Source organism: Niastella sp. sgz303648 (genome assembly GCF_059587045.1).
Window position 1 is genome coordinate 738,368 of record NZ_JCAPSW010000002.1, and the last position, 24,120, is coordinate 762,487.

General features: G+C 40.1%; 18 protein-coding genes and 1 pseudogene. 12 read left to right on the forward strand and 7 right to left on the reverse strand.

The genetic code is table 11. The annotated features are described in order from the left end of the window. The first annotated feature begins 759 nt into the window (after positions 1 to 759). The 3 genes from AC59IL_RS07575 to AC59IL_RS07585 all read left to right on the forward strand — a co-directional run bounded on the left by AC59IL_RS07575 (position 760) and on the right by AC59IL_RS07585 (position 3,081). Entirely contained in the window at positions 760 to 1,371 is a 612-nt protein-coding gene (locus tag AC59IL_RS07575) for an RNA polymerase sigma factor (protein WP_496551498.1), read from the forward strand. Further along, positions 1,361 to 2,128 carry a hypothetical protein gene (locus tag AC59IL_RS07580; protein WP_496551499.1) on the forward strand — a complete coding sequence of 256 codons (768 nt, stop codon included), beginning with the start codon at positions 1,361 to 1,363 and terminating at the stop codon, positions 2,126 to 2,128. The genes AC59IL_RS07575 and AC59IL_RS07580 overlap by 11 nt, the downstream gene beginning before the upstream one ends. Positions 2,129 to 2,223: 95 nt before the next feature. Further along, entirely contained in the window at positions 2,224 to 3,081 is an 858-nt protein-coding gene (locus AC59IL_RS07585) for a DUF4382 domain-containing protein (protein WP_496551500.1), read from the forward strand. A 2-nt stretch (positions 3,082 to 3,083) separates the two neighbouring features. Here the strand turns inward: AC59IL_RS07585 and AC59IL_RS07590 are convergent, their stop codons facing one another. The 3 genes from AC59IL_RS07590 to AC59IL_RS07600 form a co-directional block, all read right to left on the reverse strand. Next, a complete protein-coding gene (locus AC59IL_RS07590) occupies positions 3,084 to 5,885 on the reverse strand; it encodes a CHAT domain-containing protein (protein WP_496551501.1) in 2,802 nt (933 codons plus the stop codon). Positions 5,886 to 5,952: 67 nt separating this feature from the next. Further along, on the reverse strand, positions 5,953 to 6,744 hold the full coding sequence (locus tag AC59IL_RS07595; RefSeq protein WP_496551502.1) for a hypothetical protein: 792 nt from the start codon (positions 6,742 to 6,744) through the stop codon (positions 5,953 to 5,955). A gap of 316 nt (positions 6,745 to 7,060) precedes the next feature. Beyond that, on the reverse strand, positions 7,061 to 7,615 hold the full coding sequence (locus AC59IL_RS07600) for a hypothetical protein (RefSeq protein WP_496551503.1): 555 nt from the start codon (positions 7,613 to 7,615) through the stop codon (positions 7,061 to 7,063). Positions 7,616 to 7,832: 217 nt separating this feature from the next. Here AC59IL_RS07600 and AC59IL_RS07605 point away from each other — a divergent pair, with 217 nt between their 5' ends. Both AC59IL_RS07605 and AC59IL_RS07610 read left to right on the forward strand, forming a co-directional pair. After that, positions 7,833 to 8,462, forward strand: coding sequence for a hypothetical protein (locus tag AC59IL_RS07605; protein ID WP_496551504.1), 630 nt, complete (start codon positions 7,833 to 7,835; stop codon positions 8,460 to 8,462). Between the two features lie 73 nt (positions 8,463 to 8,535). After that, on the forward strand, positions 8,536 to 9,018 hold the full coding sequence (locus AC59IL_RS07610) for a hypothetical protein (protein WP_496551505.1): 483 nt from the start codon (positions 8,536 to 8,538) through the stop codon (positions 9,016 to 9,018). 396 nt (positions 9,019 to 9,414) lie between these two features. Here the strand turns inward: AC59IL_RS07610 and AC59IL_RS07615 are convergent, their stop codons facing one another. Further along, positions 9,415 to 10,395 carry a GlxA family transcriptional regulator gene (locus AC59IL_RS07615; protein ID WP_496551506.1) on the reverse strand — a complete coding sequence of 327 codons (981 nt, stop codon included), beginning with the start codon at positions 10,393 to 10,395 and terminating at the stop codon, positions 9,415 to 9,417. A 133-nt stretch (positions 10,396 to 10,528) separates the two neighbouring features. Between AC59IL_RS07615 and AC59IL_RS07620 the strand changes: the two genes are divergently transcribed. Both AC59IL_RS07620 and AC59IL_RS07625 read left to right on the forward strand, forming a co-directional pair. Beyond that, complete coding sequence (locus AC59IL_RS07620; protein ID WP_496551507.1) at positions 10,529 to 11,323, forward strand: SDR family NAD(P)-dependent oxidoreductase; 795 nt, start codon at positions 10,529 to 10,531, stop codon at positions 11,321 to 11,323. Between the two features lie 50 nt (positions 11,324 to 11,373). Further along, the gene (locus AC59IL_RS07625; protein WP_496551508.1) at positions 11,374 to 11,685 is read left to right on the forward strand and encodes a hypothetical protein; all 312 of its coding nucleotides are present in this window, start codon (positions 11,374 to 11,376) and stop codon (positions 11,683 to 11,685) included. Positions 11,686 to 12,266: 581 nt separating this feature from the next. Here AC59IL_RS07625 and AC59IL_RS07630 read toward each other — a convergent pair. Beyond that, positions 12,267 to 12,878: a hypothetical protein gene (locus AC59IL_RS07630; protein ID WP_496551509.1), complete on the reverse strand. Its 612-nt coding sequence runs from the start codon at positions 12,876 to 12,878 to the stop codon at positions 12,267 to 12,269. 701 nt (positions 12,879 to 13,579) lie between these two features. Between AC59IL_RS07630 and AC59IL_RS07635 the strand changes: the two genes are divergently transcribed. Further along, entirely contained in the window at positions 13,580 to 14,410 is an 831-nt protein-coding gene (locus tag AC59IL_RS07635) for a hypothetical protein (protein WP_496551510.1), read from the forward strand. Positions 14,411 to 14,794: 384 nt separating this feature from the next. Here AC59IL_RS07635 and AC59IL_RS07640 read toward each other — a convergent pair. Further along, positions 14,795 to 14,935: pseudogene (locus AC59IL_RS07640) on the reverse strand (transposase); the annotation flags it as partial. Here AC59IL_RS07640 and AC59IL_RS07645 point away from each other — a divergent pair. Then, complete coding sequence (locus AC59IL_RS07645) at positions 14,909 to 15,115, forward strand: T9SS type A sorting domain-containing protein (RefSeq protein WP_496551511.1); 207 nt, start codon at positions 14,909 to 14,911, stop codon at positions 15,113 to 15,115. The pseudogene AC59IL_RS07640 and the gene AC59IL_RS07645 overlap by 27 nt on opposite strands. A 324-nt stretch (positions 15,116 to 15,439) precedes the next feature. On the opposite strand, the gene AC59IL_RS07650 is transcribed toward AC59IL_RS07645, so the two are convergent. Further along, positions 15,440 to 17,365: a T9SS type A sorting domain-containing protein gene (locus AC59IL_RS07650; protein WP_496551512.1), complete on the reverse strand. Its 1,926-nt coding sequence runs from the start codon at positions 17,363 to 17,365 to the stop codon at positions 15,440 to 15,442. 273 nt (positions 17,366 to 17,638) lie between these two features. Between AC59IL_RS07650 and AC59IL_RS07655 the strand changes: the two genes are divergently transcribed. From AC59IL_RS07655 to AC59IL_RS07665, 3 genes are all read left to right on the forward strand, one after another. Then, positions 17,639 to 20,647 carry a sensor histidine kinase gene (locus AC59IL_RS07655; RefSeq protein WP_496551513.1) on the forward strand — a complete coding sequence of 1,003 codons (3,009 nt, stop codon included), beginning with the start codon at positions 17,639 to 17,641 and terminating at the stop codon, positions 20,645 to 20,647. A gap of 3 nt (positions 20,648 to 20,650) precedes the next feature. Beyond that, positions 20,651 to 21,277, forward strand: coding sequence for a response regulator (locus tag AC59IL_RS07660; protein ID WP_496551514.1), 627 nt, complete (start codon positions 20,651 to 20,653; stop codon positions 21,275 to 21,277). 240 nt (positions 21,278 to 21,517) lie between these two features. Further along, a complete protein-coding gene (locus AC59IL_RS07665; protein ID WP_496551515.1) occupies positions 21,518 to 23,965 on the forward strand; it encodes an ABC transporter permease in 2,448 nt (815 codons plus the stop codon). The last annotated feature ends 155 nt before the right edge of the window (positions 23,966 to 24,120 follow it).

Consider the following 24,120-nt stretch of genomic DNA (forward strand, 5'->3'; position numbering starts at 1 on the left):
ATTCGGCTACTATGGCCGAAAACATCACCATGGCTGGTTTTGGCGTTTTTTATTTTCTGTATCAATTCACATTATTGCCTGATTTTACAGTTTCAGTTACCGATTTTGTTACACTTTTGGTTACACTTTCTGAAGCAAAGATTGGTTTCCGTTTTATGGAAGTGCCGTTAATATGTTGCGCCGTTAAACTATGTATTCTGATTCAACGCCCGATACTAATAATGGGCGTGTGGCTTCAAATGATTAGGTTTATCATTTCCGGTAATCTTGTTGTTTCGCGGCCAAAAACCTGAGAATTATTCAAACGTAATTGCGAATACTGCCCTTTAAATCCAGCCATAACCGGATATTATAATCTGCCAGAAATTACTTTAATATTTTCACCAGCCCCATTTCCAGCTCAGGCTCCGCACCATCCTTTTGCAATTAAGGAAAATAACCAGAGGTTGCCATCACCTGGCTGGCATGCCTATTAGGATAATATATTATATTGATTATCAACCAAAATAGTGATTCTAATCAAGCAATCATATTGGCTAAAAGTTTCAAATCCGGTAGGAAAAAGTTCGAAATCTGTATCTTAAGGTACACATGATAGGAAAACGCCTTCAAATCGTTGAATTTGAAGGCGTTTTTAATTTGTAAATGTCACGCCGGGTTGGTACTGCACCGGATGCTTCAGATCAGGTGTTTTGTAAAAAAAAAGAAATAATTTGATTACGTTTTCAATTCAGCATTTGTCTTAAAAGATATATCAGCATGGAAAAAGGCCCAGGTTATTCCGATGTGGAAGTATTACAAAAACTGCAGGCAGGAAGCGATCTTGATAATGTGATCAGGAATTTATACCGTTCTCATTACAGGATGGTGAATTATTATATCAAACAAAACAATGGCAGCGACGCTGATGCACAGGATATTTTTCAGGAAGTGGTGATCAGTTTTGTAAAAACCGTTCAGGCCGGTATGTTCAGGGCCGAATCAAGCATCAGCACTTTCATAAGCGTTCTGGCCAGGAATGCCTGGATCAATGAAGTAAAAAAAAGAGAACGGATAAAACGCCGGGATGAAAAATTTCACAACGAAAAACCGGATGTTGAAACAGACGCCAGTGGCTATATGATCACCCGGGAAATTACTGCGCAAATTGAAAACCTGTTACAGGCCCTGGGTAATAATTGTAAAAAAATTTTACTGGCTTTTTATTTCGACAACCTTTCGATGAAAGAAATACTAAAAATGATGCATTTCGAAAACGAACAGGTGCTCAGGAATAAAAAGTATAAGTGTATGAAACAACTGGAGCAAATTATTGCGGGCAATCAAGCGATCAGGGAAACTCTTCAATCTTTTTTAACGCATGAACGATAACTCTACAAATACTGCACTTTTAATTCAATACCTCGATGGCGAATTAAGCGGCAATGAATTGGAAGAATTTAAATCACAACTTGCCGTTAATACAGCGATGCAACAGGAACTGGAGGCCCTTCGGATGAGCCGCCTGGTTGTTCAATTACATGGGCTGAAACAAAAAGTCACTACGCTGCATTCCGAAATGATGCAGGAACTGCATGGGCAACCGGCTATGAAAACCGGCGTGGTCCGGCGGATGGCGAAGCCCTGGGTACGTATAGCTGCTATATTGATAGTGGCGCTTGGTATAGGTCTTTTATATCAATATACACAATTGTCTTCCAGCGCCCTGTTCAGGGATCAATACCAAACTTTTGTATTGCACGAGAGCAGGGGAAGTTCAAGTGCATCAACTATTGACTCGCTGTACAATGCCGGGTCTTATAATAAGGTACTGCAATTGTTTAATCAGTTGCACCGGCCAACAGCAACGGATTGTTTTCTTGCCGGGAATGCAGCGATGCGTTTGAATAAAGCTGACACTGCTATAACCTGTTTTCTGCTGGCCCAGCAACAAAACCAGCAAAACCATTCGCATTATTTTGAAGATGATTTACAGTATTACCTCGCAATGGCATATCTGCAAAGCGATCAACCTCATAAAGCGCTGCCTTTGTTTGAAAAAATTAAAGCCGATAAATCGCATCCTTATAATAAACAGGTGAGTGGCTGGTTTCTGCAAAAGTTACATTGGCTTATCCGTAAAAAATAATCTGCTACTTTTTGGGTGAAGGTGGTTACAAATTGAAATGTGAGTTTGTCCAATAATTAAAGCGACAATAATTATTCACCCAAAAAATTTGTAGTATGAAAAGTATCAGATATGGCGCCCTCGCATTTTTATTCATTTCCGCAATAATATTGTGCTCGCTTTGCGCTTGCCAGAAAAGCGTTGGTGGTTCGGGCACGACCAGTACAGTGAACGTTCATCTCACCGATGATCCTTCTTTTGTTTTTGACAATGTATTCATTGATATCCGGCAACTGGAAATAAAAGTCGAAGACAGCACTGAGTTGGAAGATGAGAGCGAGCATGAAACAGAACATGGTCGCGATGATGCCGGTGGCGACACCAAAGGCGGGTGGATGCCACTCTCGATCCATGCAGGTGTTTATGATGTGCTCAGGTTCAGAAATGGCCTCGACACCCTGTTGGCAAGCAGTGATTTTCCCAATACCAAAACGCTGAAAAAGATACGGCTTACGCTGGGAGCTAATAACAGTGTAACGCTCAATGGAATCAGATTCCCGCTTACTGTAAAAGATAAAGACAATATTGTTGTTATAAATCTGGAAGAGCTGGTTAGGGGTAGCCAATTAAACTGGTGGCTTGATTTTGATGCCAATAGTTCTATTCGGCGTCATGGAAACGACTTTGAACTTAAACCGCATGTGAAAGCCTTCCGTAAAGAAAATGCGGGCAGCATTGAAGGCCGCGTACTGCCTGCCGATGCCCTTCCTCTGGTGTTGGCCATTAATGGCGCCGACACTGCCAGTGCAAAACCTTCCGGGGAAGGTGAATTTAAGATAGTTGGACTGAAAGCTGGCGCCTATGCTGTATTGGTTCATGCTACTGCCGGCAATTATAAAGATACCGTTATACAACAGGTAATAGTAGCCGGTAAAGATGATACACATCTGCCTGCGATTACACTACACAAATGATCCTATTTGAAAAGCCGCATTTTCCAGGCCGTATGCTGTTTAAGCATACGGCTTTTTAGTATAAAAAGAATAAAAAACAGCAGTAACAACCCTGCCCCCGTATAGTACAGGTATTGGTAAGAGGAAGTAGCCACCGGGTGAAAATCACCTATAAGCACCAATTGCGACCAATATGCAGGGTTCGAATAGTGCGCACCAACGGTTTCATTATTCAGGAAATCGATCCTCGCCTGTTGCAGGGCTTTATCGACGGCCATTCCTTTCATAAGATAATGATGGAGCCGGGAAGTGATGTTGGCTGTAGTTTCATCATCTGCCTTCCACATAGAAGCAACGACGCTTTTGCATCCTGCATAGGAAAACGCCCTTGATAAGCTCATAATGCCTTCACTGCTCACCAATTGTCCCCTCCCTGTTTCACAGGCGCTGAGAATAACAAGTTTTACACCTGATAAATCGAGGTTATAAATTTCCCGTTCATACAAATAGTAACTGGTGTCAAACTGGTTTAATGGATAAAAAGCGATGAAGGAGTTCATTGGCTCCTCGTCTTTTGCCAATGCATGGGTGGCAAGGTGCACAACAGGGTAACCTGTTAACGATGTTATGAAATGTTGTTTGGTTGCGTCCGAATCAAGCAACTGTTTGCCGGGCAGTTCAAAGATCTCTTTACGGGATGCTTTCAGGGTAGGCAATATGTTTCGGGGTACAGAGCCGGTGAAAGGCGCAACGGATAGCACGCGGTAAGTTTGGGTGGCTGATTGATTACCGGAAAAAAAATTGGCTGAATATAGATAGCTGGTAGCAAATTTTTTTACCAGATATGCATCGTTCTTAGGATCGATAAGCATATCGAATGAAATATAACCAATTTCATTATAGGGAACAATCACAATCCTGCTCACATGCTGAAGCCGGTTCAATACCGGTGACACCAATTGACGGAAAAGATAAACTGACAGGTTTTGTACGGCGGCCCGGTTGCTGCCGTTACCTGCGTCTAATTCCCCTCGCAGTTGCATAATGCTCGCAATCAACTCTTTTGTTTTTGCTGTATGCACATAACCAAACTGCCCATTGCATATATAAAAACATATCAGCCGGGTATCGGTATAGAAATAGGAGAGGAGCGCTCCATCCTGTTGCTTCAGTTGCCGGGTAATAGCATTGATATCGATTATCTTATTGGAAAACTTTAATTGATGGTAACGGTAATTTGTATCAAGCTTTTGCTGTACTTGTACCAACTGTAATTCATAATCGCGTATTTTTTCTTCCAGAACATTTGTTTGAAGCGGATCCTGTACATGACTTAATTGAATGTGCAGGTTGGCAACAGTAGTTTTTAAGTTTTTTTCCTGCTGTAGAAGTTCCTGCGGAACACCTTTTAAATTGGTCAACTCCAGTTCATGCAGGTCGGTTTGTAAAACGGATGCCTTGTACTGTTCAATGTTGGAAAATATCCGTTCTAGGTAATCTTTATTCTTTGAAAGTTCGTATAATTGAAGCCCCAGATCTGTTATTTCTTTATAAGCAACATCGGTTTGTTTTTTCAGAAAAAGCCTGGCTTCGTCGGTAGTATACACCCGTTCAACGTGCTCTACCAGATTGATGGCAGCCTGGTAAGTATTGTAGCCCTGCAACAGCGACCAGTTATTGACATGGCCGGCAGGTATCGCTGCCAGCACCCTTGCTTTGGCAACAAGCGTTTCAAATAAAAAAATGTATTGGTGCAACCCTTCAAAAGTGAGCGGGTTGTGGGTTATACTGGTATCATTAAAATCAGGATCCGCCTGGATTATGGCGCGCTGGTAATAAACCAAAGCAGTTGTTGGTTTTTGTTTTTCAACATACCAGTCGCCAAGGCATTTTAAAGTAATAGCGTAATCATAATTTTTTCTGCGATTTGCCTGGCCCTGATATAAGCGTTGGGCCGCCTCCAAAAAATAAAAGGCTGAATCATATTTTTTTAACCCCAGGTATACTCGGGCCATATCGTTGTTACTTACCTGATTATTATACGTTACCTGTTTAAGGTAATACAATGCAGACTTGTAATCACCGGCGTTGAGGTAGGTAGCTCCTATATTATGCAATATTTCTGAGGTGTTGATATGATAAGGGAGCAGACTTTGGTACAGGGTCAATGCTTTGGGGTAGTCCTTCAATTTGCGGTAAGCCGAAGCAATATTGTTGGTATAATTCAAAACAAAATAAACTGTGTTGCCGGAATTATTGCGGGTGAGCTCCAGCGCTTTGCTGAAATAGCGGATGCTTTGGCGGTAATCACCCATATCGTAAAATAAAACACCGGTTTTGTTATATAAACGTTCTATATCGGTAATAGCGGGGTTGAGTTCGGCTATGTTTTCAGCCAGCCGGTAATAATATGACGCCGAATCGTAATTAAAAAGCTGATAAGAGGCGTTTCCGGCATACAGGTATGGCTTAAACAAAAGTGTATCTGATAAAATTGCCGAACTTTTTTTTACCTGTATTGCGTTAACAAAGTTTGCGAGTGATTCTTCAAACTGGTTATTCAGCATGAAAAGAATGCCTGTTTTTGTGTAACAATCGAACAACAGGCTGTCGCTATCGGTATTTTTTTTAAACAGTGAAATGGCTGTCAGATAACTATGCAATGCACGTGCATCGGTTTGTGATGAGGCCGGATTACGATTATAAAACCCTTCTGCTTGTTTCCATGCGTGTAAAAAAGGGCTAATGGTATGCCGGCCGGTTTGGGCAGAGACTGAAACGCTTTCAATAAAAAACAAAGTGATCCAAAATACGGCTTTTAACATGCAGAAGGTTTGGGCAACAATCAGTTAATTGCATATGAAAATACGAAAAACCGTTGTTAGCCCCATCTTAATGGCTCACAATAAAAATACATGGCGGACGGGGACGCGCAGGCTTTGCAGGCGGAGCCGGAGCAGTTCTACCCGCCAGCATAACAGTTCCCACCCGGGAAGAAATAATATCAAAAACTTCCTGGGTAACGTCGTTCATTGTATTGAAATAATACAACTTGACCCGTATGGTTTGAATGGCCTTGTTGCTGGCGTCGTTTATAGCGTAATTCAAATCAAATTCATGCCGGTCGTTATTTTGAGGTACCGTGCCAAATACACCATTACGCACGGTTTGCGCAAGGTTAATGTTTCCATTATTTACAATTACATTACAGCCCTGGCTGTTACAGCCCGTGCCAATATCGAATAATGTTCCGTTGTTGATCCCTGGAATGGCATTGGTTGTATTGGCATTATATACAGGATGCAGAATGGAGTCGGCTGTATTGAGCTTATAAAATCCATCGAGATAATTTATTCCCGAAATAACGATAAAAGTTGAAAATGTATCCGTGGTGCCCACCGGAACAAAGGAAATCTTGTATTTTAAGCCCGCATCGCTTTTTGACACATTTATGGCGCCTGTATTAGCATCAATGACAATACCTTCGGGGAAGCCGCTATATGTTCCAGTGCGGATTTTTAATGGATACACGATGTAATCGGCCTGCTGGTTGGGAACGTATAATACCGAATCGCCATAGTCGGGCCCACCTGCTATGTCAACCGGAGCGCTGGTGTGCTTTTTACAGGACAAAAAACCGGCCGTTCCCAGCAACATTATTATACTGCCTTTAGCAAAAGTCATAGATTATACAGGAATTGATAAATAGATTTGACAACGCCACACCTGGTTTTGTAACCATACACAATCAAAATACGTAAGTTTTAATGAAGGCGTTGTGTCAATAAATTTTTAAGGTTTGTGGTCGGAATCAGTAACCGGGCATTTTCCTCGAACTGTTTCCTTTGGTTTTGTAAATAAAGTACATTGAATTTCAATCAGTTCTATAAAATCGAGCATCAAAGGGTTCGAGTTTTCAACCCTCGGGGACACAGGTTAAAAAAACGCCTTCAAATCGTTGAATTTGAAGGCGTTTTTGGTTCGAGGGGTCTCTTTGGGGTTATTTGATTAATTGCCCGGTATCAGCATTTAATCGAAACGTAACGTCGTCCCAATTGGTGACATAAATAATATTGTCAATAATTCTAAATGTATTCTTACCTGTTGGAGTAGTAAAAATATCCGTTCCGGAAAAGCTCCATGTAACATTTCCATTTTTGTCGAGACAGCTGTGAACAATATAATTATGCTGATATTTGAAAATTTCAAAACAGGTTGCCATATCCGCCATTGTACGCCAAACTAAATTAAGTTCTGGAAGTGTTAAACAAAAGATGCTGTCAGCGCAACAAATTAAGAACGTATCATTGTCAATTAAAAAAGATGTTTCATTAATGCCTGCTGCACCGCCACTACTGATGACTAATGCAGAATTTAGTAATTCTTCGTTTCTGTATATATTAATTCCGTGTTTAGTTAAATAAAGATAATCGCTATGATCTCTGTTGATATAAACCTGATTATAGTTTCTTGAATTATCCACAGAGCTTGGATTATAATCAGTATCGTTAAAAAGAGAAACCTGAAAGTCTTTGTATACTATATTAAATGTCATTAAAAAATAGTTACAACGAAATATCTAGTTTACAGTCAGTGCAAGTAAAGATAATTTATCACACCCCCATCATTTCACTCGAACATTTTCCCCTCCATTTGCATCCAATTGCATCAAAATTCACCCATCGATGAACTTTTGTAACTTTGCCGGGTATCTGCAAACGGCATAGGAATTTTAAATCAAAGCTATCGGCTCAAACATATTTAAAAAGGATATGACTTCAATTTGTAAAAAATGTTCATGGCATGTAGAAAAGCTTGACTTGCCCGAAGAAATGCTGCTGGAATTATGGGGGCTTATGGTACAGGAATCAAAACTCTATGCGGTTAAGAAACTCAAAGATGAATTCGGAATTGACCACGGTAAAGCGAAGGGTGTGGTTAGTCACTTCAATCCAGAGTTTGGAAAGTGCCACCAATGTAATTATTCAGAGTTAGACAAAGAATATATTGAATGCCCCAAATGCAAAGCTTTCAATTATAACCTAAAAATAGAACCGCCTTTTAATAAGGACTTTTGTGCTGTTTTAGAATACAAACTTGATTTTAACCAGCTTGAAGATGAAAATGTAAAAGGATTTTGGTGTGACGGAATCGACCATTTGCCTATGGACATAAAATCTCTATCGGCTGACAATCTGAAACTGGAAAAATTTATCAAAACAAAAGCCTGGATTGGAAAAGATGGACAAGATGAATACGAAATGACAATTTATTTTGGACCAAGTGCATTGGACAATTATATTAACCGGAAAAACTTGAATAAATGTATTCCCGAAGATTCTTCAGATGAATGGATTAAAATTGATCCCGAACGCAAACAAGTTGAGATTCAATTAACCTAAGTAAATTGAAAGCAATAGCTAAATGCTGCCGTTAGGCGCAATTTAAGCTACGAGTTACTTTTATTAGGAAAAGATGATAGAACGATTATTATATAATATAGAAAAACCTCAGCGGGAAATGTTTCATCTTGCTGAGATAACAACCCTGGAAGTGACTGCTTTATTGGATGACACTACCAAAATTAAATCCGCTAAGATTGTCGCCTACCATAAGAACGACTATTTAGGAGAAGACGTGTTGGAAACTTTTAAGACAATTGAAGAATTTAATAGGTTCTTTGTTAATAATCGAAGGTACTACATACATGACTGTGAACTTTCTTTAGAAGACGACATGAAAATACATAGCCATGACGATGAGGAGGTCAGTATTTGCATGCCAATGGATTACAAAAATAGAACATTAATTAAAGGTATCTTACATATGAAAGGATTAAGTGAGACACTTATGGAGGAAATAATGAAAATGCCCGGGTACTATTTTTCAATCAATGGCGACGGTAAGATAGAATCAACTCATAAGACTTTTGACGATTACCTAAACAGGGACAAATGAACTGCTTCTACATACTTTCTCTGCAAGCTGTTAGAACAGTTACTTGGATGCAGAATTATGGAAGTAAGTGGGGGTATTGAATTGAATTGTACAAAAAATGCTGGCTCAACCCCATTTTTTTAACCTCAACCCCAATATTTTCCTCGAACCCTTCTTGGTGAAAATTTGCACCTAACTGCCTGAAAATTCACCCAAATTCATCAAATCCGCCAGCAAAAAGTTCGAGTTTTCCACCCTCGGGGACACAGGATAGGAAAACGCCTTCAAATCGTTGTATTTGAAGGCGTTTTAGGTTCGAGGAATTAATGGGCGGGTTTGTTTTTTTATTATACACTTTGTTATCAGCCGGTATTAGCAGGTTAATATATTAAGTTGTTCATTGTTAAATGGCCGATTTTAAAACGTTGCTTCCTTATTGTATTTGCTGCGGTATTCCATCGGTGACATGCCGGTGATTTTTTTAAACAGTTCGCGGAATGCTCTTACATCTGAATATCCCACGCCATACATTACTTCATTAATCGTTTTCCGGGTGGTTTCAAACGATTTCTTTGCTGCCTCCACTTTTACCCGTTGCATATATTCGAGTGGCGTATTACCTGTTGCTTTTTTAAATCTCCGGTCAAAATTGCGTCTGTCAATAGAAAGCTGAGATGACAGTACTTCAATGTCTATTTTAACACCCACATTTTGCTCCATGAATAATTGTGCCTTCTTTATTTCATTGTCTTCATGGTTCTTTTGTCCTGAAAAAATTATAAAACCCGATTGATTGTTGCGATCAGGATCAATTTCGAATACTTTGGCACAATAGAGAGCCGTATCGCGATCATAATATTTTTCAACAATATGCAATACCAGGTTCATGGACGAAAGTGCTCCTCCGCTGGTATAAACACCATGCGCACTTGTAATAACCTTTTCTATGGTGAGCTCAATTTCAGGAAACATACTCCTGAAAATATTTGCAGCACTCCAATGAGTAGAGCATTGTTTTCCTTTTAACAGTCCTGCTGCTGCAAGAATAAAAGAACCCGTACAAAGCCCCGCTATCTCTGCCCCATTCCTGTATTGTGTGGCTATCCACTCTATGAGCTGCTTATTTTGTTTTAATGCCTGTTCTATATCGTCGCCCAAAGATGGAATAATAATAAGATCGGCATGGCTCACCTCCTTCATACTTTTATGAGGTTTCACATAAAATACCTTGTTATCTACCATGCTTTGTTTGTCATTGCCGATAATTGAAATGTTGAATACCGGTTGCTTTCCTTTTACAATAAAATATTCGTTGGCCTTTTCAATTACCTCTGCAGTAAGGATCATACTACTTAAAGTGGTTCCCCCCTGAGGCCATGTAAGCGCAAGATGCTTCATGTTTTTACTATAAAGATGATCAAAAATGTCTAAATCACCACCCTATAATGTCAAAATAGCGGCACTTAACAGGTGTATTTAGGTCATAGATTTGCCCTGTAATCTTTTATTATTCATTCCTAAAATCAATTGCATGCAGTTAAAAAACAAAACAGCTGTGATTTATGGGGCAGGGGGTGCTATCGGGTCTTCCGTTGCCAGGGCCTTTGCCCGTGAAGGCGCAAGGGTATTTCTAACAGGTAATAAAAAGGAGCTGGTGACGAAACTGGCCACCGATATTACCGCTATCGGCGGCTTTGCCGTAGCGCATGAGGTAGATGTATTGGATGAACAGGCGGTGAACCATCATCTGGAGCAGGTAATAAAACAGGAAGGCAAGATTGATATTTCATTTAATACTGCAGGAATACCGCAGATTGGTGTGCAGGGAATTCCATTAACCATGCTTTCGCCGGAAGCATTTATGCAACCGGTTTTACATTATTCAAGGTCGCATTTTATTACTGCTACGGCTGCGGCAAAAGTTATGGCTACTCAAAACAGGGGAGTAATTGTAACGATTACGGCCACTCCGGTAAAATTTCCCGCCCGGCTGGTTGGCGGAATGGCCGCTGCCTGGGCCACTATAGAAGCATTAACACGCACATTAGCGGCAGAAATGGGTAGCTATGGTGTGCGGGTATCCTGTTTGCGGGCTGATGGTTTACCAGAAACAGATACTATTACCGAGGTATTCGGATTGCACGCAAAAGCCATTGGAATGCCATCGCACAAAGAATTTCAGCACTTAATGGAAAGTTTCACTTTATTGAAAAGGCTTCCCAAGCTGGAGGAAGTAGCCAACACAGCCGTGTTCATGGCTTCGGATAATGCATCTGCTATTACAGGTACTGTTATTAATGTCACATGCGGCTCTGTTATAGATTAAATCATTTTACATAGGAAGTGATTTCTATTCATTCTTAAAAATCAGGAACAATGAAAGCAGTAAAAGTTGCGTATACTGTAAAAGCGGGGTACGCTGATAAAAACGTTGAAAATATTAACAGGGTAATGGGTGATTTAAAACGGCTGGACCATCCCGGTCTAAAATACAGCGCTTTTCAACTGGAAGACAAAAGGTCATTTGTACATTTTGTTCTTGTAAATAACGAGGATGCAGAAAAAATGCTTACAGATCTTGATTCATTCAAAAAGTTTCGGGCTGAATTGAAGGCAAGCCTCCCTGAAGTGTCTCCGACTGTTGAAACTTTGACGTTAGTGGGCAGCTCTTTCACCTTTTTTACATGAGCTCAAATCGCCCCGTTACCGGGATCATATTGAAAAATTGGGGAAGCAGGTAATTAGTTCATAATGCGAAGCATTTGCCATATGAGCGAAAACGCATTGCTCATTGGAAAAGGCTCTACGCTATTGGTGTGAATCTTTTTTCTGCAGACGCACGGTCATTGTCATGGGGGATTTTATAATTTTCAGGAAGCTAAGGTTCATTAACCATGGGAAAAAGCTTTTTCCCGTGAGCGAAGGATCTTCGCAAATGTACGAAGGGTCATTTGTCATGAGAAAAAGTTCATTGCATGCAAGCAAAAACATTTTTTCTGTAGGTGCAGACATAATTACCTCAAGCAATTACCCGATTACCATAAGCAAAAAGCCAAATTCCATAAGCAAAGACACAGTTACTACAAGCAAAGACAAATTTCCCATGGGAAAAGCATTTTTTCCTGTAAGCAATGAATCATTTCTCATGGGAAATCAGGCCGCACAACAATCCTTGTAGAAAAGGGTCGGTGCAATAACAAAATATTTTGTACTTGTTATAAAAATGCCGGCATTAATTATTTTTCTGCAGAAAGTTCTATGCGGGTTAATTATTGAGGAGCAGCAACGGGCAATGTAAAATCATGTTGAATTTTATATAATTGCTTCCAGATAAGCGCTGTTTTATTACACGGTGATGCAATAAAAAGGAGATAAGTTTTTTGTGCATTCGTGTCACTCAGTACTTTTACTTCTGCATTTAGTTTTACAGGCGCACCGTCTGTAAAGACACCAAATACATTTAGTACACTATTATAAATTAGGCCGTTGCCTGCAGCACTATTTTGCTTTTCTACTGAAACACTTATCTGAGACGTGTCAATGGAAAGATTGCGTTGTTTTGCGGTACTGCTGCACAGCCCTTTAAAATAAGCGAGCAGATAGTTTTTTACTTCAGCTTGCGTGATACGGGTGGTGTTATTAAGCTGTGCGACAAATGCATAACTAAAGTACCCTGATGAATCTTTCATAAACATTCCGGGAGAGAAGCGCAATTCTTCGACACCTTTATAGGGAAAGCCGGATGAAAAGACAGGAGGCAAAGCAAATCTTTCAAACTCCCATGCAGAAGGCTCTTTCAGCAACTCAGGTTTCGCCTGCTGCGCATTTGCAACCAGCGAAAAAAAGAACACATAGACCAATACTGTAATTGCGTTTTTCATTTTCAAAATTATTAATCCTTAAATTATTATTCTCATGGCAAACCATCCTGGGATCTCTGCTAAGTGGTTGTTCGTATATATCGTTTTGCTAATCTGACCGGCTAGGTACTGCACGAAATTATTTATCCGGCACCTATCGGACAAACCAGCATTTTGTCCCGAACCAAAATTTTCCGTTTCCTATTTAGGGGCAGCTTTGGTGGTACCGGTCTCCTGGAACGCCGCCTTTATCATCAATTTTCTTTGTCAATATGCTGCTTAGTTGTTGCACCTGTCTCCTGGTAGAAAGTTTGCGGGAGAGTATTATCTGCATGATTCTGCGTGAACTGATAAGTTGTTTTTATAAAAGGTATATCCAGGTCGTAGTCCTCTTCATCCTCTACATCAATATCCTGATAAAGCCGGAATGTCAGCAGCAGATGTGTTACAAAATATTAAAATTGAATAACTGTAGTGCTAAAGGACAACTCTACGCGAAATCGACGGGAAATTATTATTTTGCATAATAAGGCCTATTGGTTCTCTGCAGCAATATTTTTTATTCATTTCAATGCCATTAACCGGAATTCTAAAAATAATAAAAATTCATAATGAGATACCCCGCTTTTGCCTTCGCCCTGATCCTTTTTGTTTTTGGACTCTCCTGTAGCAATGGACAAACCCCTTTTCCGAATACCATAAATGTTACAAAAACAGCCGGTATGAAAAGGATAAAGGGAACAAAGCTTTTTGTGTCTGCTCCAGACAGTTACAAGCAAATAGAGAGTGTAACTCGTTTGAAAAGAGATGATAGTACCTATTTGACGGAAATTGATTTTCCCTATTCTAATTTCAATGGGTATAAGAGCAAATTGACAAAAGAAGCACTCGAACGTAATATCGAAACAGTTGATATTGACAAACCTGTTAAATACAACGGCTACGATGCTATTTATTTTTCGGGCTCTTCTAAAAAAGCAGGTGAAACCAGATTGGGATTAGTTTTCGGCGACAGTACTTTTGTGATAATGATTGTTGGTGCTTGTCGAACATCCGATAAGGCGGCCATCAATGAATTGAATAAGATGCTTAGTACTTCTTACTACGACAAATCATTAGAATTTAATCCACTTGAAATGGCCAGCATTAAATTCGACGAAAGTATTACAGGGTTTAAATATGCAACAACAACGAATAATATGTTTATCTATTCACCAACCGGCAAAAGTGAGGATATGTTATCAAACTTCACATTGTCTACCATTGCAGAGCCTTCCTTTTCAAAAGCAAAGGAATTTTTAGACCATATCATTTCGGGATATAGCGCGCAGGGGGTACAGGTGAGCAATGTTAAAAAGCAAGACATTGTAATAGGCGGCAATAATGCCTATGAAGTAACCATGGAAGCTACAGATGCCAGCAATATAAAAAGTATTTTATACGAGGTTGTTATTCATAAAGGAACAAAGGCTGTGCTGTTTTTGGGAGAAGATGGTGAACAGGGAAAATGGCTTGACAAATTCAAAGCAACTGTGCAAAGCATAAAAATGTAAGGGTGATGACATACATTAACAATTTTCTTGTCTTCCAATCGGTGGATTTAAAGGCTTTAAGTATGCTTTATTGGCAGGAGCAGGGCTGGATTAGTATATTTACCCTTGTGAAAAAAAGCAATACTTCGATAGATATAGTTGCAAATTACCCTGAAGCTAACACCTGATTTTAAAAATGAGATTCCCCTATTTTGCGTCTGAATAAGAAGTCGCCGGTAATAAGTACTTTTTCTCCTGTAATGATAATTTATTCTTTTCTTCGTTGGCTTTCCACATAAATGCTTTACGCAGCAGTTTCCCTTTTTTATTAATCACAATTGTTTTCTGCCCATTGATTCGTCAGGCCGCCGAACTTTTTTTCCAATACGTTCTTGATGGCATCATTTTCATCCGCTTGACCTCATTGGCTTCCATACCGCCATCCTTTACCTTCCAGTTGTAAAAGGTGGCTTTGCTGATGCCGTGTTCCCGGGCAAGATCATTGACGGATAGGCCGGCTTGAATGTTTGGTTTTTTTGTGCCAATCGAAAACGCAACAGTAATTTTGATGTTAAAATAAGGGATGTAAACGGTGTTGTTGTTTACACCGCTTCGCACATTCAAACCGGACAACAGATAAGTATTACCAACCTGCCGTCGGGTTTATATATCATTACAATAAATACAGGAAAACAAACAATAACGAAGAAACTGATAAAAAGCTAACTAAATACCCTGGGGTAAAAAGACCGAAGGCCGTCTGCTATGTTTGTAAAACATGGAGGCGGCTTCTTTTTGGGCAGCGGGAGAATTTCCAAAAAAAAATCCCCGACCAGTGAATTTACCAGCCGGGGTTGCAACGAAGGGGTTCACTCACTAAACGATTCTAAAAGTTATGATGAATTACCAATTTCCCGTTCACCATATAACCGTAAACAGGAAGCATTTGATACTGCATTTTTGTAAAACGGATTTCATCAGGTAACGGGTTTTCGTTATAGGTAACAGATATTGCTGTGTAAAAATGGATCGGCGAAGCTGTTCTTAAGCTTATTTTATGATTTTGTACTGCATGGTTTGCTTATCACCTTCGGTCTTTAAAATATAGGTTCCTTTGGAAAGGGATTGCAGTCCGCTGACAATAATGATATTATCGCCCGGGTGCAAATCATTTAGTTGTTTCTTTAATGCCCTTCCTGAACCATCATAAATGGTTATTCGGAGTTTCGCTTTTTGGATGGAATTCACTTTCAGTGAAATGTAATCGGTAAATGGATTAGGGAACATGACCAGGTTGTTGTTTGCTTCTTTTAAATGTATCGTTACGATATGGCTGTATGTATATAAGCCGTTGCTATCTGAAATCTTTAAACGATAATAAACGTTGGCCGCATGCAGATTGGTTACATCATCACTTTCGGTGTACGGGCCTTCGTTGCGGGGTTGCGCAGCCCTGTAAGCAATACCTGTAAATTGCATGCCATCGGTACTTCGCTGCAATTCGAAAGAACGCACGGCAGATCCCTCACCGGTAGGGCGCCATTGCAACCTAACCGTATTTTTTTGAAGGCTGCCGTCAAATTGCCATTCATTTGATGCCAATACAACATTAAACATATATGGCGTAGGGATGCCTTCTCCTGCATCATCCGAAACGCCGTTGCGGTCGGGATCTATTTTAGCGGCATTACCATTGTTGGAAGAATCAGTAACTGACAGCATGTTTGCTGCCGCGCCCACCTGGCCGGTGGCAATCACAGAACTCAGATAAAGCCGGTTAATGACGAGGTTGGTAGCACGCACTTTAACGATAATAGACAGGGAGTCATTCTCTGCCGGATAGTTCGGCAATATTTGCCCGGGAGATAACAGGTTAAAATCAGTTATTCCATCAAAAGCAGGGTTAAGGGTCAGCCCTGCCGGGTTGGTTGAAAAACTTGCCTGCACATCCGATACATTACCGGCCCCGAAAACATCTGTGAGCCTGCTCTGCAATTGTACATTGACCAGATCGCAATTCCCTTTATTTTTAAGATACACTTTGTAAATGATGTCAGACGTATTGGCATTCACTCGCACTTCACCAATCAATTCCTGGGAAACCCCTGTACCCAGGTTCATATGCGTCATATCATAAGTACTTGTACCCAGGGGAAATGGAACAGCAGGGCTTAAACTATTACTATTGATATCCCACGAAAAATAATAACAGCCGCTGTCATCGAAGCCACCCATAATCAAGTTACCATCCAGATAAGCAATACCAAAGCAGTCACGCGGCAGCGTACTTAAATAAACAGCCGAGGCGTTGCCGTGACCGTCTAAATTGACCAATTCGTACAAACGCGATGGGCCGCTGCCAAGCGCGGCAAATACACGCCCATTGGGCAGGATAACAATATCGCCGTCGACAAATGAAGAGGGTGTATTGCCCGCGGGGAAGTCAATCAGTTTATTCGTTCCGGGAATATCGATGCCGGTCGAAAAATCGATCCTTTTTACGGTACCCTGTGCTGTAGTACTATTATAATTGGCCAGGCTAAGGTTATAGCCGTCTTCATCAAAACAAAAATAATTTAAGTGGTTCTTGTAAATGAATAGCGGAGAAACAGACGCAGGACAACTCATTATTCCTGCAAAATTGTAATCCAGCATATAAATGCGGGCCGAATCTGCATTGCTGTAATCCAAGAAGTAAACTTTCCTGTATTTGGGATTGTAGGCAATGGATGCATAAGTCAGAGGCAACCCCGGATTACAGGTTTGCAGTAAAGCCGGGTTCGTGCTAAGCGCATTTGTAAACAACTGTTGCTCCGGCGATCCACTGCCACAGAAAGATTCCCCATGGTTAATTAAGATCGACTTCAGGGACTGCGGGCTTTGTGCCTGCACATCCGCAAATGTTATAAGCAGCAGCATCAGGATGCCTGTAAACAGGATGCATTTGACACTGCTTTTTTGAACAATGAATTTCATCGGGTAACGGATTTTTGTTATAGGAACAGATTATAGCAGCGTAAAAATGGATCGTTCTCAAAAGCTGTTTCGTAGTATTAGTTGTATTAAAACAATTCGTTATTTGTATATTGAATAGCAGGCATGGCTCGTATTATTTTTTAAAAAATATTATCAGGGGTTTTTTTATAAGTAAAAAATTATAATATTTGAACTGTTGTTACAACATTTATTGACCTGATTAACACCATGAGGAGCCACCGGTTAAGGCCGCTATTATTAATTGTATGTTGTTTGCTGCAATGGCTGCCGTCGAAAGAGCAGGCTCTCACTAACGGGTATAACATCACCCATTATAACAGTGATAATGGCCTTCCGCAGAACAGCATCAATGGTATGGCCTTTGACAAAAACGGATTTCTGTGGTTGGCCACCAAAATGGGTATAGTCAGGTTTGATGGCAAAAATTTCAGGGAATATAACTCGGAGAATAGTGCGGCTTTATTGTGGAATGAATATTCGCTGCCACAAAGAGAGCCTGGTACCGATCGGCTATTTTTTAAACCGGTTTTTGACAGCGCTCACATTTTAACGATCACCGATGATTACCAAATCGTGACGGATAGTGTTCGTTCGGCCACGCCTCATCGCCAGTTCATGACATCAAACAACCACCTGTTTTTTTATAATGGTATTTACAACACATATGGCGTTGTCTATGAACAACTGTTCGATAAGCTGGCTACCAACTATGCACCGGTTACGGTGAATGAACGGCAGGCTTACTTTAGTGATGCCGGCTTTTGTTACTTCCTCGATGAAAATACCCGCAGCATTAGGGAACTGCCGGAAATTACCGGCCATAAGATGAAGCTTCAATTCATAACAGGCGATATTTATTTTTATATAGATGATCAATATCGCGTGTTTGCGTACAAAAACGGGGTATTGCAAAAAAATATCAGGTGTGCCGCCAACCTGCTTCCATTTTTTATTAAGACCGCTGAAGCGCTGGCCGATCCGGTACAGGCTTCATTAAAAATAAGAAGAGATGGCAATCACACTTTAATGCTTTGTAAGGATACGATCCTGTTGCTTCAGTCGGTTAACAATGTATTGGACTTTAAAATACTGGCAGCCGGTATTCCTGTAAAAGATATCAAATGCATGATCTATGACGAAGGATACCAGGCGCTTTATTTAGGTACCCTTACGAATGGATTGTACGTGCTGAAGCTACATGAATTTGAACGGCTTTTTTTTAACGATACCAGGTTTATTGCCAATAGCCAATCCTTGCAGATTGAATTACCAGGCTCCCGCATTCTCACCCCAACCGGCATCCTCAATTATTCCAATAACGATCATATCCTTTTTCCGGACACTCACAATTTCGGCAAACAGGCATGGATGCAGGCCTCCGATGGATCCATCTGGCTGTCGGAATTTGATTCCTTAAAAAGGACCGATATTCATCTTACCTCTTTTGTAACCCAAAAACCACTGGGATATTATCTTACCGGCATTATTGAAAGGGATAATAAAGATATTATCTACAGCAATAAGCACCAGGTATTCAGGCGGCATGGAACAGAAGATACTATATTAATCAATGATAACGACCTGATGCATGCAGAGATCCAAACGCTGAGGGAAGTGAGTAGAAATAATTTATGGATTGGAACGTCGGCAGGTTTGTTTGTATATGATTTGTCGAAGTACCGCGCAGGCGCGGCATTAAGACGGGTTGAGGGCCTTGAAAAAATGAATATAGAAACTATCCACGTAGCAAAAGATAGCAGTATCTGGATAGGCACCTATGGACAAGGCTTTTACAAATTTTATAAGAGTCATTTCATCAAAATGCCGCTGGATTCCAGGAAGAGCCTTGTTACCGCTCATTGTTTCATGGAGGACCATCAGGGTTATTTCTGGATACCCACCAATAAGGGGTTGTTCAGGGTTGCGAAAAAAGAATTGGATAATTATGCCGCCGGCCAACAGCAGCAGGTTTATTATTACTATGTTGATAAATCGTATGGATTTAGTACCAATGAATTTAATGGCCGGTGCACGCCCTGTGGTATTGTAACAAGTGATCATTTTTTTTCATTACCCTCACTGGATGGCCTTGTACGGTTTAACCCCGATAGCGTACATATCAGTTTGCCCGATAAACCAATATTTGTAGAGCTTATAAAAGCAGATGAGAAAAGGTTGCTATTGAAAAACAAACTGGAGGTATCAGGGGATTCCAGTCATTTGACTTTTGAAATTTCGGCTCCTTATTTCGGCAACAGGTTCAACCTGCACCTTGAATATGCGATAAAGGAGTTGAATGATAGATGGTACCCGGTGAATGACGACGGTAAACTCATAATACCAAACCTGAACAGCGGTAAGTACACCCTTACCGTGAGAAGTCAGAACCCCAATGCCTGCTATACCTATAACACCATTCATTTAACCGTACTTCCTTACTGGTATGAACAGGTGTGGTTCAGGTGCCTGTTGGGTGGGCTGGCAATAGCGGTATTTTTATTATTTTTCCGTTTGCGTTATAACTACCAGGTAAAAAGAGCGCAATTGCTGCAGCAAAAGGTGGATGAAAGAACAGCGCAACTATCCGAGAGCAACCGGGTAAAAGAGTTAATGATCTCTGCTATCCTGCATGATCTAAGGTCGCCGTTACGGTTCCTGCACATTTTAGCCGGGCGAATATACAATGATCATAAAGATTCGGCAGATAAGGAACTTTCGCGGAGCTTGTTTCAATTCGAGAGCGCAACCAATGAAATATACGATTTTACCCAGGACTTTTTTGTGTTTACCAAAATGCAAAAAGAAGGATTTGTGATCAACGAGGAAGAAATAGTGCTGCGGTATCTCGTCAATCAAATTATCTCCTTATGTGAAGTGGGGGCCCAAATCCAAAAAAATACATTTAGCAACCTCGTGCCTGAAGCTATTACGCTGTATACAGATGCCAGCCTGTTAAGCCTGGTGCTGAGAAACCTGGTCGACAATGCCAATAAATATACTTCCAAAGGAGCTATAACAATTGAAGGCATCCGGGATGCATTCACGACCCGGATCGTTATTACCGATGAAGGCGATTGCATGAATAAGGAACTGGTAGCAAGGATCCTTGATAAAAGCTATAATCCTTCCCACCACGGAATGGGGTGGGGCTACAAGATCATTATTGAAATTTTGGGCAGGTTACAGGGTACGCTCAACATAGTATCGGGCAATAATGGCCAGGGTAATATAATAACCATAACTTTTGAAAATAAGGGATAGCCTATGAAAAAATTTTTACTGGCGGATGATCATCATATATTAAGAACGGGACTTAGCCTTATTATAAAAGATGAGTTCTCAAACGCGGAAATAGATGAATGCAGCAACGGCGATTGCGTGTGGAAAAAAATACAGAATACAGAATACGACCTAATTATCCTGGACATAACAATGCCAGCGATGGATTCACTTCGCCTGTTGAAAAACATATTTACCCTAAAACCCGATCAGAAAGTGATGATCTTCACGATGAGCCCTGTGGCCATTTATGCAAAGCAATACCTGTCCATGGGCGTAAAAGGATTTATCAATAAGGAAGCTAAGCCGTCAGAGGTCAGGCTTGGCATTGTTGCCATTCTGAACAATAGAAAATATCTTGGGTCTGATATGAAGCATATACTAACCTCGGAGAATATAGACGGGGCAAGCACTCCCTTTGATAACCTTACTTTCAGGGAACTTGAGATCATGAATCACCTGGTGGGAGGAAAAAATGTTAAAGAAATTGCTGAGATGCTTTTTCTGCATATATCAACAATTAGCACGCATAAGGCTAATATTATGATAAAATTGGATGTTTCGAATGTAGTTGAACTCACCAAAAAGGTTCAGCAATTCAAAAACGAATAAAATAAACCTGAAGCTTCTCTCTGAATCATCACTGTATCGGATTGTGTCAGCCCATTGTATCAAAAGCGAACAGCTTCGTATCGTTTTTTTCTTAAGCTATTGAAGACCATTCAATTGCTCGTTCGGCATATTTTTTAATACTAAATGCCGTATACTCTACCATCTCTGATATTTTTTTAATAGAACTGTATTATAGGAAGCGAATCTGTGAAAAGTTCGTGAACAGAATAAAAAATAGTAATGCTTAAAAACTATTTCAAAACCGTATTCAGAAGTTTGATCCGAAACAGGAATTACACTATTATCAACATCGCCGGAATGGCTGTTGGTATTGCCGTTTGTATGATGATCTTTATCATTATACAATTTCAAACAAGCTTCGATAATTTTCATGCAAAGAAAGATCGGGTCTATCGTGTGTTAACCGAATATCATCATGCAGATGCAGCAACTATTGCTTACGGGAAAGACGTTCCTTTTCCAATGCCCGCAGGATTGAAAACAGCTTTTCCCCAAACAGAACAAGTAGCTCCGATTTTTGCAAGCCACGATGATCAGTTGCTGATACCTGGTAATAATGGAACTGCTGTAAAAACATTTAAAGAGCAACGGGGCGTATTTTTTACATCGCCTTCATTCTTTAAAATGTTCGATTACCCGCTGCTCGCAGGTTCGTATGAATCATTAAAAGAACCGAACAATGTATTGCTTACAAAAGAGATGGCAGAAAAATATTTTGGTGACTGGAAAACAGCGCTGGGTAAAACCATTAAGCTGGAAGTTGGCGGCTATTTATTCGAACATGGCACTGAAGTATTGAAAGTGTCAGGCATTCTTGCGACCATGCCGGCAAATACTGACTTTCAGCTAAAACTTGTTGTGGCTTATGGATCAGGTTTTACCGGAAGTATTATAGCGAAATCTACCAATTGGGAGGATAGAACGAATGCTGGTTTTGGTTGCTATATTATGTTGCCTCCGAATACCTCTGTTGATAATTTTAATCAGCAGCTAAGAGCATATTCAGTAAAGGTTCAATCTTCTGAAAATAAGGATAGCCATATCATTCAGCCGTTGAGTGCTGTTCATTACGACACACAAACCGGTAATTACAGCAACAAAACAATTAGTCAGGAATTACTCAATGTATTGTGGCTGATTGCAGCATTCATTTTATTAATTGCCTGCGTAAACTTTATCAACCTCTCTACTGCACAAGCTGTTAACCGTGCAAAGGAGGTTGGTGTAAGAAAAGTTTTGGGCAGTAATAAATCTCAATTGCAAACCCAATTTATCATTGAAACATTTTTGATAGTTACAAGTGCTGTAATACTTGCGACAGTTATTACAAATCTTGCATTGCCGTTTGTAAATCAACTTTTAGAACTTTCGCTTTCCTTCAACATACTGAACAACCCTGCAGTTATTTTATTACTTTTAACTGTAACAATTGTTGTAACCGCACTTGCCGGTTTTTATCCTTCTGTTGTTTTATCACGTTTCAATCCTGTTAATGCTTTAAAGAGTAAACTCACGGTAAATACTGCAAAGGGAGTTTCGTTAAGAAGAGGGTTGGTCGTATTTCAATTCATCATTGCACAGGCGCTGATCATCGGAACATTCATTATTGTAAAGCAAATGAGTTATTTTATGGATCAGCCATTAGGCTTCGATAAAGATGCAATCATAAATGTTCCTTTCCGTGTAGATAGTCTTCGCATTAGCAGGCTGGATTATTTACGGAACAAGTTATTGCAGGTTAATGGCGTGCAGGCAGTAAGCTTCAGTTCCAACACCCCGGTTGAAGATGGTAATGATACATGGAGCACATTCAAATTTGATAATGCAATAAAAGAAGCAAACTTTAAAGTTATTACCAAATTCGCCGACACCGCATATGTGCCGGCTTACAAACTACAACTGGTCGCCGGAAGAAATTTGCAGCCTTCTAAAATGACAAGAGAATTTTTAGTGAATGAGTCGCTGGTGAAAAGTTTAGGATTTAAAAAACCGGAAGATGTATTGAACAAAGAAATAAGCATATGGGGCGATCGAATAAAATGCCCGGTTGTTGGTGTATTGAAAGATTTTAATGACAGATCTTTTCGAAATGATCTTGCACCATTGCTTATTACCACAAACAACACAATGTACAACCAGGCAGGAATAAAACTTGAAACGAAAAACATTTCTTCTACACTGCAATCTGTTAAAAACATATTTGAGCAAACGTTTCCCGATTTTGTTTATGAATACAGGTTTCTTGATGATAAAATAGCAAGCTTTTATAAACAGGAAAATCAGCTATCGCAACTATATAAAATTTTTGCAACCATCGCTATTTTCCTTAGCTGTCTTGGGTTGTATGGTTTAGTCTCATTCATGGCAGTGCAGAGAATAAAAGAAGTTGGTATTCGTAAAGTACTTGGTGCTACTGCAGGCAATATCGTTTATTTGTTTTCAAAAGAATTTATCATACTCATTGCAATTGCCTTTGCAGTTGCTACACCCATTGCATGGTATTACATGCATCAATGGTTGCAGGATTATGTTTATCGCATCAGTATCAGTTGGTGGTTATTTGCTGCAGGCGGACTTGTTGCAATAATTATTGCACTTGCAACGATTAGTTTCCAGGCAATAAAAGCAGCAATAGCAAACCCGGTGAAGTCGCTCCGTACGGAGTGATGGCTGACTCAATTCCCGGGGTTAATGCTAACAGCCTTTAGCAGAAAAAATATCTAACCTATTATCTTATTTCAATAGACGTTTTCTTAGTATTAAATTATTAATGAAAGTGAATTGATAAAATAGACCTCTTTGTTCAAAAGTTTTTAACATAA

Bases quoted from the DNA above. Each gene is read 5' to 3' on its own strand.
- AC59IL_RS07590 (WP_496551501.1), bottom strand. From the start codon at position 5,885: ATGTTAAAAGCCGTATTTTGGATCACTTTGTTTTTTATTGAAAGCGTT.
- AC59IL_RS07615 (WP_496551506.1), bottom strand. From the start codon at position 10,395: ATGAAGCATCTTGCGCTTACATGGCCTCAGGGGGGAACCACTTTAAGT.
- AC59IL_RS07600 (WP_496551503.1), bottom strand. From the start codon at position 7,615: ATGACATTTAATATAGTATACAAAGACTTTCAGGTTTCTCTTTTTAAC.
- AC59IL_RS07595 (WP_496551502.1), bottom strand. From the start codon at position 6,744: ATGACTTTTGCTAAAGGCAGTATAATAATGTTGCTGGGAACGGCCGGT.
- AC59IL_RS07605 (WP_496551504.1), top strand. From the start codon at position 7,833: ATGACTTCAATTTGTAAAAAATGTTCATGGCATGTAGAAAAGCTTGAC.
- AC59IL_RS07650 (WP_496551512.1), bottom strand. From the start codon at position 17,365: ATGAAATTCATTGTTCAAAAAAGCAGTGTCAAATGCATCCTGTTTACA.
- AC59IL_RS07575 (WP_496551498.1), top strand. From the start codon at position 760: ATGGAAAAAGGCCCAGGTTATTCCGATGTGGAAGTATTACAAAAACTG.
- AC59IL_RS07630 (WP_496551509.1), bottom strand. From the start codon at position 12,878: ATGAAAAACGCAATTACAGTATTGGTCTATGTGTTCTTTTTTTCGCTG.
- AC59IL_RS07625 (WP_496551508.1), top strand. From the start codon at position 11,374: ATGAAAGCAGTAAAAGTTGCGTATACTGTAAAAGCGGGGTACGCTGAT.
- AC59IL_RS07585 (WP_496551500.1), top strand. From the start codon at position 2,224: ATGAAAAGTATCAGATATGGCGCCCTCGCATTTTTATTCATTTCCGCA.
- AC59IL_RS07665 (WP_496551515.1), top strand. From the start codon at position 21,518: ATGCTTAAAAACTATTTCAAAACCGTATTCAGAAGTTTGATCCGAAAC.
- AC59IL_RS07635 (WP_496551510.1), top strand. From the start codon at position 13,580: ATGAAAAGGATAAAGGGAACAAAGCTTTTTGTGTCTGCTCCAGACAGT.
- AC59IL_RS07610 (WP_496551505.1), top strand. From the start codon at position 8,536: ATGATAGAACGATTATTATATAATATAGAAAAACCTCAGCGGGAAATG.
- AC59IL_RS07660 (WP_496551514.1), top strand. From the start codon at position 20,651: ATGAAAAAATTTTTACTGGCGGATGATCATCATATATTAAGAACGGGA.
- AC59IL_RS07620 (WP_496551507.1), top strand. From the start codon at position 10,529: ATGCAGTTAAAAAACAAAACAGCTGTGATTTATGGGGCAGGGGGTGCT.
- AC59IL_RS07580 (WP_496551499.1), top strand. From the start codon at position 1,361: ATGAACGATAACTCTACAAATACTGCACTTTTAATTCAATACCTCGAT.